The 10,341-nt window shown below is 29.2% G+C and carries 10 protein-coding genes and 2 pseudogenes; 1 reads left to right on the top strand and 11 read right to left on the bottom strand.

Translation table 11 applies throughout. The features are described from left to right. Positions 1–356: 356 nt before the first annotated feature. From Q4528_RS12420 to Q4528_RS12405, 4 genes are all read right to left on the bottom strand, one after another. Positions 357–1,214 (bottom strand): hypothetical protein, encoded by an 858-nt coding sequence (locus Q4528_RS12420; RefSeq protein ID WP_303521779.1) that lies wholly within the window; start codon positions 1,212–1,214, stop codon positions 357–359. Between the two features lie 109 nt (positions 1,215–1,323). Further along, complete coding sequence (locus Q4528_RS12415) at positions 1,324–1,764, bottom strand: RusA family crossover junction endodeoxyribonuclease (RefSeq protein WP_017636246.1); 441 nt, start codon at positions 1,762–1,764, stop codon at positions 1,324–1,326. Positions 1,765–1,770: 6 nt separating this feature from the next. Further along, positions 1,771–2,148 carry a hypothetical protein gene (locus Q4528_RS12410; protein ID WP_002477896.1) on the bottom strand — a complete coding sequence of 126 codons (378 nt, stop codon included), beginning with the start codon at positions 2,146–2,148 and terminating at the stop codon, positions 1,771–1,773. An 868-nt stretch (positions 2,149–3,016) separates the two neighbouring features. Then, complete coding sequence (locus Q4528_RS12405) at positions 3,017–3,376, bottom strand: hypothetical protein (protein ID WP_002477895.1); 360 nt, start codon at positions 3,374–3,376, stop codon at positions 3,017–3,019. Between the two features lie 536 nt (positions 3,377–3,912). Here Q4528_RS12405 and Q4528_RS12400 point away from each other — a divergent pair. Continuing rightward, positions 3,913–4,783 (top strand): annotated as a pseudogene (locus Q4528_RS12400) (replication initiation protein). 921 nt (positions 4,784–5,704) lie between these two features. Here the strand turns inward: Q4528_RS12400 and Q4528_RS12395 are convergent. The 7 genes and pseudogenes from Q4528_RS12395 to Q4528_RS16850 all read right to left on the bottom strand — a co-directional run. Further along, positions 5,705–6,064, bottom strand: a complete 360-nt coding sequence (locus Q4528_RS12395; protein ID WP_089589937.1) for a type II toxin-antitoxin system death-on-curing family toxin — start codon at positions 6,062–6,064, stop codon at positions 5,705–5,707. Between the two features lie 14 nt (positions 6,065–6,078). Further along, entirely contained in the window at positions 6,079–6,324 is a 246-nt protein-coding gene (locus Q4528_RS12390) for an AbrB/MazE/SpoVT family DNA-binding domain-containing protein (RefSeq protein WP_089589938.1), read from the bottom strand. A gap of 382 nt (positions 6,325–6,706) precedes the next feature. Further along, positions 6,707–6,955, bottom strand: a complete 249-nt coding sequence (locus tag Q4528_RS12385; RefSeq protein ID WP_029056327.1) for a ribbon-helix-helix domain-containing protein — start codon at positions 6,953–6,955, stop codon at positions 6,707–6,709. 86 nt (positions 6,956–7,041) lie between these two features. Then, complete coding sequence (locus tag Q4528_RS12380) at positions 7,042–7,848, bottom strand: ParA family protein (protein ID WP_046466361.1); 807 nt, start codon at positions 7,846–7,848, stop codon at positions 7,042–7,044. Positions 7,849–8,442: 594 nt separating this feature from the next. Continuing rightward, the gene (locus Q4528_RS12375; RefSeq protein WP_303521771.1) at positions 8,443–8,910 is read right to left on the bottom strand and encodes a hypothetical protein; all 468 of its coding nucleotides are present in this window, start codon (positions 8,908–8,910) and stop codon (positions 8,443–8,445) included. Between the two features lie 528 nt (positions 8,911–9,438). After that, positions 9,439–9,570: a hypothetical protein gene (locus Q4528_RS12370; RefSeq protein WP_261763795.1), complete on the bottom strand. Its 132-nt coding sequence runs from the start codon at positions 9,568–9,570 to the stop codon at positions 9,439–9,441. Between the two features lie 29 nt (positions 9,571–9,599). After that, positions 9,600–9,878 (bottom strand): annotated as a pseudogene (locus Q4528_RS16850) (replication initiator protein A); the annotation flags it as partial. Positions 9,879–10,341: the final 463 nt, after the last annotated feature.

The raw sequence follows: 10,341 nt of genomic DNA, 5'->3' as shown, positions 1-10,341 counted from the left end.
GAGCAAGTGCTATGGGCTGCCAGCCCATAGCACTTGCTCTCCGGTCTTATTTTTGATACTGCTCTTTATTTCCGTTCCTTTTAGGTCTCATTTTTGATACTTTTTATTCCGTCACATTTCCTTCGGAAATGTGCAATATTCTTTATCAATAATTTATTTATATAATTCCCTTATTTCTTGATTAACGCTTTTTATTTTCTTGATATTTTGTTTACTTTTTGTTATATTTAGCGTATGTTTGAGGGTTTTTAAATTTATATATGTATGCTATATATATTTTATTGTTTTTTTATCTAATTTTATCCACGAAAGAAAAGGTTATAAACACCGTCATATAAGCGTTTATAACCTTTTTACTACTTTCTTCTATCCATATGTCCGTGATAATTATACGGTGTTCCACCTAATTCGTGATATCTTTCATACATATAGGCACTAAGTTCATCATAGGCGTTATTTAATCGTTTAAAGGCGTTTCTAGTACCTATATATTCCCTATCTTCTAACAATGCTCTACGTGTATATGCTACTTCTTTAGCAAACAGCATATTTAATGCATAGCCTTCACTTTTTCGTCTATTAGACTGCCAATACTGTAGGTCTGCACTTTTAACTGGTGGTAAAACTTCCAATAATTGCTGCGGGTCAGGTCTTTCACGTCTAACATCGTCATAATCTGGCAATGCGTCTGCCATCAGACCTGCTTCCTCGTCATATCCTAACTGGGCTAATACTTTAAAAATATCGTTAAATGATTCTCCTACTTCTCCTGTTTCTAAAGCATTTCTATACTCTTTAAAACTACCTAAATAGTCATTTTTGGCCATGTCTATCAAAGATAATATTTTTTGTTTTTGTTCTCTGTCGTCTTGTTCTTCATAGCTTTCTAATACGTCTATAAGCAATGGCAAACCGTCAACATCTATATTGTTTTTTTCTAAAGATTTTTGAACACTTTCTAAATAACTTATATCTACCCTTCTATATAAAGCATTTATAAGCTTATTCAAGCTTTTTACACTGTCTTTAGGGTCATAATAGGGGTTCGATTCTCTTTGCTCTTCTATACTGTCTATTTGCCTTTGTGCATTGATCCTTGCATTTTTCTTTAAAACTTCAATTTCTTCATCGTCGTTTTCTGTCGTTTTTAGTCGTTTTTCAACCTCATTAACAGCTCTTACTAGACTTCTATACTCTCTACGATACTCGTTCATGTATTCATAGCGTTCCTCTAGCGACTTTAAATAATTCTCTTGAAGACTGTTAAACTCCTCCATAATCTTCTCTATGGCATAAAATTTATCTAAATTGGTTGAAGGCATATCATTCAATCCCTTTCAATGTGATTTCTGTTCTAGGTCTGTGTAACTCTTGAAATTTAGCTTTAGCCACCATCGCTATGCGACTATCTTTGATTTCTAAACCTTTAAAAATACTGTCAAAAGCAGCTTTTTCCAAGTTATCAATATCAGGTGCCGTTGTTCTCATAATGTTGTTAACCCCTTTGTAGCCTTTAGGTGCTTGTACAAAAAATTTAATTTCAGCTTTTACACCATACGGGCAAGCCATGACATCATAGAAATCCTTGTTTAAGGCATTATCTCGCTTGAGCATCTCTTGTACATCTCTCATGTATTGATTATATTTTTCTGGGTAGTATGTGATATTTTTCACTTTACCGTCTGCCCCTTTTACACTTCTAAAATTAGGGCGTGGTGTCGCAACTGGGGGAATATCAATAATATAACTCCATTCTTTTGCCATGTATTATCACTCTCTATCTGTTGGTTTATAATCCATTTTCATATCATTCATATGTTTGGCTATCGCCTTTTCTTGACGCTCTATATTCAACTCTTTTTTTGTTTTCGGTTTAGCATAAGCCTCTGGATGCTTAATATAATCGTTATACAAATCTATAAGTTTATTTAATTCAGAAACCGTAAACATACGATATAAAGCTTCTTGTTCTCCCTCTTCGTCAATGTGTTCCCTCAATTGCTTTTTTATTCTAAAAACTGAAGGTTTACTGTAATTCAGTCGTTTTGCGATTTTTTCCCAATGAACGAAATTAAGTAGAAATTCATTTAAATTTTCGCTTTTCGTTTTTGCCATTTTAATTTGCTTTATCGTTTTAGTATTAGCCATTTTTATCACTCATTTCTATGAATAGTCTTTATTTAATATTACTAATTAATGTACTACGTACACAACGTTAACAACGTACACACAGCACACTTCGTACATATATATATAGCCTTTATTTCTAATATCTAACGTTATTTTTTGTAATTTTTATCCATCTTTTAAATTAAAGATATTACTTAAAAAATTAACCTAATCATTTAATTAAAAGATGTTATAATCTTATCTTACATTTTATAATATATACTACAAAAACACTTTAGTCTAATTTTTGATACTATTTTTACCATAGAAATATTTTACAATTTAGTATCTGATTTGTAACTGCTTTTTTTATATAATTACATAAAATTTAATAGCCTTATTAATTTAATAAGGCTATTTCTTTCGCTAAATCACGTTCATTTTTAAATTTTATTCTTTTAACAAAATCATTATTTTTAAATATTGAACCTTTGTAAAAGAAAGTACTTTCATCATTATAAGGAAATAATTGCGTTTCTTTATCAATATCGATAGTTTTTGGATTTTTATTTATTTTTAAATATTCAACTAATCTATTAGCAATTTCTTTATATTTTGGATTAATTGCATGATTTTCAATAAATATAAAAGTATTTCCACCAGCTAATATTTCACCAGTTACTTCGTCATAATCAATATCAGCAAATCGATTTGTTATATCTGTAGTTAATTTCGTTTTTAAACCTCTTTCTTTGCTTTTTGTAATTAGTTTTGAAGAAATTTCTTAACTTGTTTTAATAAAATAAGCGCACTCACTCCGTGTATTACCTCTCTTAGTAACTCTCAACGTAAATGAATGCGTCTCTCAGCGTCATTGTATTTTATTTTATACTTAAATATATTACTATCATTTCTTTTTAAATGGTTTTTGTTCGTCATAGACTTCTTTGCTCATAATTTTACTTAACCTTTGTATTCCATAATCTTCTACATACACAAAATCCTTCTTTTTTATATATGGTTTGATTTTAACTTTAAATTTAACCGTTTGTCCTGTTAAAGGCTTGTATTCTTCATAAAACTTATTACGTTCTTGCAACCATATATGATCGATAAATTCACCATTTATTTTTATATTTTTTAGTAGTATATGCACGTTCTTTTTATATTTGCTAAACCTATCTGCATAACGTCTATATTTCACAGTTTTTACTTCTGCAGTTAATACAACATCTTGATTTTTAAACTTTTTTAATTGCTCTCTCATGCTTTCATCTCCTTTCTTCATTATTGTTTGTTTTTTTATGTTATACCTTATACTTCTATACGTAAATATTTGGTGTACTACGTACATTAAGTACACAATACTATTGTATCTACATTGTCTACTTAGTACACTATACTAATAATTTTCTAAACATTAATTTGCAACAAAATGACCCTTAAATTGTTTACTTATTTTTTACTTATATTTATGTGTACAAAATGTACTACTTACCCGTTTTGTACGGTGTATACGTATATATTGAACTTAATTAAATATAACTTAATATATTTGTGTATCAAATGCTCAAATATATTAAGCATCTTTTTAATATATTTTTAAAACCTTTTCAGACGACATCCAAACCCTTGTGGCTCTTGATATCCAAAGGGTATTTTGTTGCAGTAAAAGGACGTTTTCTATTTACGACCTTTTATGTATGTTGAGATACTGATATTACAATGATATAATGCTCTTAATCATATTATTTTTAAAGGTCATTTTGTTTTAACGACCTTTAAAAGGAGGCAGAACTAGCTATGAGTGGCAAAACAGTGATTTATAGAAATGAACTTAATTTAGTATCATTGCGAAATTTTACGTCTGTTGAATTAGATTTGTTTTTTGCTATGTACTATAAATTAAAAGAACAACAAACATCTACATTGTATTTATCTTTCGACACGTTAAAAGATTTGAGCAAATATAACCATAATCAACGTAATAAGAAGCGGTTTATTGAAGATTTAGAGCACGTATATGATAAAACGCTCGAAATAACTTATCGCATAGAAACTGATGATTATATTCATAGATTTGTATTGTTTAATCAATATAAAGTTTTCCCTAAAGAAGAATATTTAGAGATATCAACACATCCCGATCTCATACATTTATTAAATTCATTAACAGAAGATTTTACTAAATTTGAATTAGCCGAAATGTGTTCACTTCGTTCTAGTTATTCAAAAAATATATTTAGACTACTTAAGCAATTTAAACATACTGGTTATTTAAAGTTAAAAATGATTGATTTCAGAGAACGTCTTGATATTCCTAAATCATATAAAATGGGGGATGTTGATAAACGTGTATTAAAACCAATTATTAAAGAACTCGTTCCGTTATTTCCAAATCTAGAAATAAATAAGATAAAGGCAAAAAAGGGACGAACAATTGAATATTTAGAATTTACTTTCGATAGCGAAAAACGTATTCATTCGAAGAAACAACCTTATTCCCGAAAAAAAAAGGGATCGGAATAATCGTTTACAAAGTCGTGAAAAAACACCAGAGTGGTTAAAAAATCCAGATCATCAAAAAGATGTAGATGAATCATTTGAGAGGGACAGAGAGCGTTTTTTAGAGCAATTAGAAAAAATCGGGACTAATTTACTTCAAAAACTCTAGAAACGTCTCTATTAATTTCTGAGAGCGATTATAAAGTTTGTTATCTTTCCTAGTATATATATAAATAGCAAAGAATAAGAAGCGGTTATAATAGCTCAATGGCTAACCGCTTCTTATTTAATTCTATATATGACGTATTTAAGTAACTAGGCACCATCAAAATATATGCTGTGAGTAACCTTAAAAAAACCGTTCACTGATTTAATATGATAATCAAAACAATTGAAAGACTCCTAAATTCTGCGTATTATATTAATCAAAAAACGGGTGTGGCCGCATCAAGTATACAATGCTTAAGAAGTGGCGAACGTCAACTGAAGTGCAGAAAAACCATATCTATTTCAATTAGAGAATGATATAAAATTATTGGCACGGTCAAACACAACTAGTGCTTATATAGTTAATTGAACACCCTTTAATGCTTTTTGTTATTTAAGACTAAATGTATGTATACTACGTACTCATATCGAACATAAAAAAGAAGCGGATTTTACCGCTTCTTTTAAATACACTGCACACCATGTTGCAATTAGACTTTTCCTCACTGCTTCATCGAACTTGTTCAATTCAATGAAAACCAACCATTCTCTATTATGGAGGTAGACTAAATGGTTAGTTCATATTAATGAGTACTAATCAAAATATTAGTGATACAATTTTAACCTAACTTCATTGTAATATATGATGTTAAATTTTATCAAAGATTTATAACTTATAACAATGTAGTTTACGCCATTTCATCAACTTATGAAACGATCCAAATGATGTATTTAAAATAGGTTTTCATGTGGCAAAACTATGCCTTTTAACTTAAGCGTACACGACGTACACATATTATATATATAAGAAAGGGCTCATCATATGAGTGATCGTTCGTCGCTTCTTTTGATTAATTTTATAACTGTGTACTATTCATTGACTTTAGATTAGCTTAACCCACTGGCTTATTATTTCTTCCTCTAAGTCATCTGTCGCAATCTTACAGTCAGTCGTTTCCGTATTAATTATAGTGAGCTGATATCCATTAATATTAAGAAAAGCGCCTAGTGATATTAAAGCCGTTCTTTTATTCGCGTTAAAAAAGACATGCTTTTGTACTAAGTTCCGTACTAAACTAGCTGCTTTCAATTCTAACGTCGAATATATTTCTTTGCCAAACACATACTGTTTAAGTATATTAACTAACATATTTAATACGTTGGGACCTTTAACACCATGCTGTTCTTTAGGACTGTATTTACTAATAACATAGTGATCATATTTTTCTGTTAAGTATTGCATATGTCATCTTCCTATTATCTATTAACTAGGTCTTTGAACGCACTGTCATACTGTTTACTTATTTGATTGGCGATACTCAAAATATCTCTTTCGTTATCATCTGTTGTTTTAACCGCTTCGAGTACAACTCGGCCGTTAACAACGTTAAAAGCAATAAATTGACCTTCTACGACATCTAATGCTTTGATTACTTCTTTAGGTATCGTTAATATATTACTATTACCACTTTTTCTTAATTTTCTTGTATGAATCACCGTCATATGTACTACTCCTTCCTTTGATTATTAACATTAACTATGATTATTTCAATATCGTTATGTGATTAATCTCCCTCTAACTCTTAAAAATAGGTTTCTTTATACTTTTTGACTTACCACCATGCGATCTATCATCGCATTTTATTATTTTGGGTTTTATATCCTTATATTTTTAGTATATCTGGATTAATTCTAAACGTGGTATATAATTTTCTTCTATAACTTTCAAGTACACAACGTACACAAACAAAGCACATAGAAGCGGCACCAATATAGCTTCTATGTGCTTTGTTTGTGTACAATTGACATCGGCTTAGTTTAATAATCTTTTTCCATATCTAAAGGTTAAATATACATTGCACAATTAAATGTAACACTAGTTTGCCTATAATTGCTTTATAATCTCATTTAAAAACTCTGAAGATGATGAATAATTATTTTCTTCAACTAAATCATCTAGTTTTTTCCTAACTGAAGGCTGTAACATAAATTGATATCTCTTCTTCTTTTCTTTAATTTTATCTTTTTTTATCTCTATTTTTTTATACGATGTATTGGGTGATACTGCATTCTCTAAAGCTTTTTCTATACTATTTTCTTGGTCATTACTATCTATTTTTTTATTAAATGCCATTTTAAAACTCCTTCCTCATCATATAGTGCGCACGCAAATGTGTATGTTTATGTGTGTAATCGTACGCATAAACATGTGTATATCAATCAAGCATCTTTAATAGCTTTACAACTCTTTATAAATTGCTGAAAAAAACTTTTTTCTTTTAAGTATATTGCAGGTTCTTGCTTAAATGATACAATTGGTTTTTTTTCTAAAACACTACGTGTAATTAATTCCTTATCAGGAAAATAAGTTATATAATCTTCTTGATTTTCAATACTTTTTTTAAAATTGATTGATGATTTAGTATTATGTTTGACCATATTTCCAACGAAAAAAAGTTTAGCTGTTACATAACTTTCTCGTGTCCTAAAGTCAATTAAATCCTTCTTTAATTTATTAATACGATATGAAATGTTTGCATTCGAATCATCACTAAAGCCACTTGGCTTATTAGGAGAAATTACTTTATGGCTTACCACAATCGCATTTCTTGTTGATGTACTAAAATCAGGATGTGTATCAATAATAATATAGTCATATTGACCAATATTATATTCTTCATAGTAATCATCCAGCCACATATATAATTGCATGTCTTTTCCATCTGTCGTACTCATATGCTTTTCATACTCATCTAAACGTAAAAATCCACTGATAAGATCTATATTGTCATTAATACGGTGTATCTTAACTTTTTCTTCAATATGCAGCGTATCTATTTTTTCGAATATAGATAAGACAGTATTCTTTTGATCATAAATTCCTAAGATTTGAGATAAATTGCATTGATGATCTAAATCTATCATTAACACTTTGTATCCCAAGTCAGATAAATATCCAGAAAAGTTATAGGATAATGTTGTTTTTCCTACTCCACCTTTAACGGCTGCGAAAGTAATTATTTCCATTTTTACACCTCCTTTCTCAATTTAACATAAACATACACACGTGTATACACATATGCATGAGCGTATGTCGAAAATCCGCTTCTCTTTATTCATGATATAAATATATATTTTGACTTTTAACTTTAACCAATTTATAGTAATGAAATAAAAAAGCTAGAACTCAATGGAGAAAAATATCAAGGTATTATTGATTTAACAAAAAAAGAAATCATTAAATCAGTAAACAAAATATAAAGATTCATATTATATTGTTACTTAGTTGTAGTAATAATATATGCTGATTCCCCTTTAAGCAGACGCCAATACACATACACATATATATCAACACGTTTATGTGTATGTGTATTGGCGTCTGCTACCTCATATAAATCATTTTACTACAGCAACTCAAGATTTTATATAGGACCTGTATCATCGATTCATACTCCTCTGAAAACATTGTAAATAAAAAGAGTAAATTTAACATATATTATAAAGACCTTATGTCTAAAATACGTAGCAAATAGACATACTAATAACGGTAATGTCTTTTACTAATTCAATTTATCCTTGCCGTTCCTATGGTCCACTACTCGCAAATCTTATATTAGGTTATCAAAAAGACATTTTCTTAGCCGTTGCGTATTGATTGGCGGCATGTAATTCATCTGACGTTATTTGTTTTTTAATATTGTTATTCATCAATTGACTTGATGTCGTAATAATATTCGGTAAGTCACCAAATAAAGCTATTGTAGGACTTTTTGTAATAACACCTTTGTTATAATCTTCTTCGTGACTTTGAGTAAATACGCCTTTGATACTTGAAAATAGATAATTACATACTTCGGTAATCGTTTTGTTGTCTTTTTTATGCTTTCGGTTTACACGGATTAATGCTTCTCCAATTTCACGTTCTAAATCTTCGAGACTATAATTTGTTCCATAGAGTTGATTATATTTATTCTTGGCGCCACAAATAACACTCATTGCACGTTGTGTTTCTTTGACATTTGTCGTGTAGTTAACAATAAGCGTACGGATATAAGTCAGAAAATTCTGTAGTAATTGTTCTTTTAGCATTTTTTTCTCATCGATGAAATCAGGTAAGTATTGTTTGATGTATTTTTGTAATAGCGCATTTGTTCTTTTAATGATTCATTTTCAGTTTTGAGTGAGGCTGACTCTGATATATACTGTGCATTTATGTTTATAGTGTTACTAGAATTTTTAATATTACTAGATGACATATTTTGTTAATCAGATGCATTATTATTGTGATTATGTCCTTCCATATCGACATTATTTGCCCTATTTTGTTTAACATTTACATTATGACTTGAGACATAACTATCGTTTGTATCAACTTGCTTGATTACATTGTTTTTTTCTTTTTTTAGGCTTTAATACATAATAACGATTTTATGTTCTGAAAATATGATTAATTGTAGTAGCTACATTACTCACGATTAATAGATTGTATTTGACTAAGATATTGATATGTTTTTTTTAGTGTATGCTTTGATTTGATGTTTAATGCGTCTATGAAGCGATTATAAGTATTTTTGTATATACACACCGTGATTGTCCACAAAGCGTCCAGTTGTACGGCTATTTTTGATAGAAAGGTATTGATTGATATGCCGCTTCAAATAAGAATTTAGGTAATTCGATATATGTGTATTTGTTGGATTTCGTCTCTTTATTATAATAATAAAATTTTTTGTCTTCGATTTTTGGCATGTAGACGTAAAAACGTTGTTTTCCTGTTTTTGAAGTACATCAATAAGCCCTACTTTAATTAATTCTTTTTTGAATTTATTGACTGCGTTTACACTGATGTTTAACAGTTTCTTGAAATACTCGGTCTCAAATTCGATATACTGATGCCCATTTTTATCTATCTCAATAGTACCTTTGTTCATTCGATACATCATTGTGTCTATGATCAACGTATACATTACTTTCGATTTCACATGAAGCCCTTTGTATTGTGGATCAAATAGTAAGAAATTGTATAATATTTGTAACTTACATAAATTTACAAGCATTATACAGTATTTTAAATTTTACAATAGTGTTCTAATAATATACATATAAATAACAGTATAAGTACGAATGTATGTAACATGGTATTTATAGAAACCTTTTTCATAGTGGTTGCTGTCTCATAATCCCCGCCCTTTTTAATATATTTTTATAAATATTTTTAAAACCTTTTTAGGACTTGTTTGATGCTTAGAGAGACAATGGATTTAAGGTGTTAAAGGGAGTAGTTTTGCCACATAAAAGGAGTAGTTTTGCCACATTAAAGGCATAGTTTTGCCACATTAAAGGCATAGTTTTGCCACATTAAAGGCATAGTTTTTTTGTTGTTATGCCTATCTTTCTATGTTACTGTATAAACAAGCTTTAATACATAATATTATAGAATTTAAAAGGCATAGTTTTTTTGTTGTTATGCCTATCTTTCTATGTTACTGTATAAACAAGCTTTAATACATAATATTATAG

This window comes from Staphylococcus pasteuri, from assembly GCF_030547725.1.
GTDB lineage: Bacteria > Bacillota > Bacilli > Staphylococcales > Staphylococcaceae > Staphylococcus > Staphylococcus pasteuri.
Note: the sequence above shows the minus strand (reverse complement) of the source record. Positions and strands in the feature narration are given on the sequence as shown.

What these genes read in the sequence shown, in the direction of transcription:
- Q4528_RS12375 (WP_303521771.1), bottom strand. Translation starts at nt 8,910, where the DNA reads ATGCTAAAAGAACAATTACTACAGAATTTTCTGACTTATATCCGTACG.
- Q4528_RS12405 (WP_002477895.1), bottom strand. Translation starts at nt 3,376, where the DNA reads ATGAGAGAGCAATTAAAAAAGTTTAAAAATCAAGATGTTGTATTAACT.
- Q4528_RS12420 (WP_303521779.1), bottom strand. Translation starts at nt 1,214, where the DNA reads ATGAACGAGTATCGTAGAGAGTATAGAAGTCTAGTAAGAGCTGTTAAT.
- Q4528_RS12410 (WP_002477896.1), bottom strand. Translation starts at nt 2,148, where the DNA reads ATGGCTAATACTAAAACGATAAAGCAAATTAAAATGGCAAAAACGAAA.
- Q4528_RS12370 (WP_261763795.1), bottom strand. Translation starts at nt 9,570, where the DNA reads ATGCCAAAAATCGAAGACAAAAAATTTTATTATTATAATAAAGAGACG.
- Q4528_RS12380 (WP_046466361.1), bottom strand. Translation starts at nt 7,848, where the DNA reads ATGGAAATAATTACTTTCGCAGCCGTTAAAGGTGGAGTAGGAAAAACA.
- Q4528_RS12395 (WP_089589937.1), bottom strand. Translation starts at nt 6,064, where the DNA reads ATGCAATACTTAACAGAAAAATATGATCACTATGTTATTAGTAAATAC.
- Q4528_RS12390 (WP_089589938.1), bottom strand. Translation starts at nt 6,324, where the DNA reads ATGACGGTGATTCATACAAGAAAATTAAGAAAAAGTGGTAATAGTAAT.
- Q4528_RS12385 (WP_029056327.1), bottom strand. Translation starts at nt 6,955, where the DNA reads ATGGCATTTAATAAAAAAATAGATAGTAATGACCAAGAAAATAGTATA.
- Q4528_RS12415 (WP_017636246.1), bottom strand. Translation starts at nt 1,764, where the DNA reads ATGGCAAAAGAATGGAGTTATATTATTGATATTCCCCCAGTTGCGACA.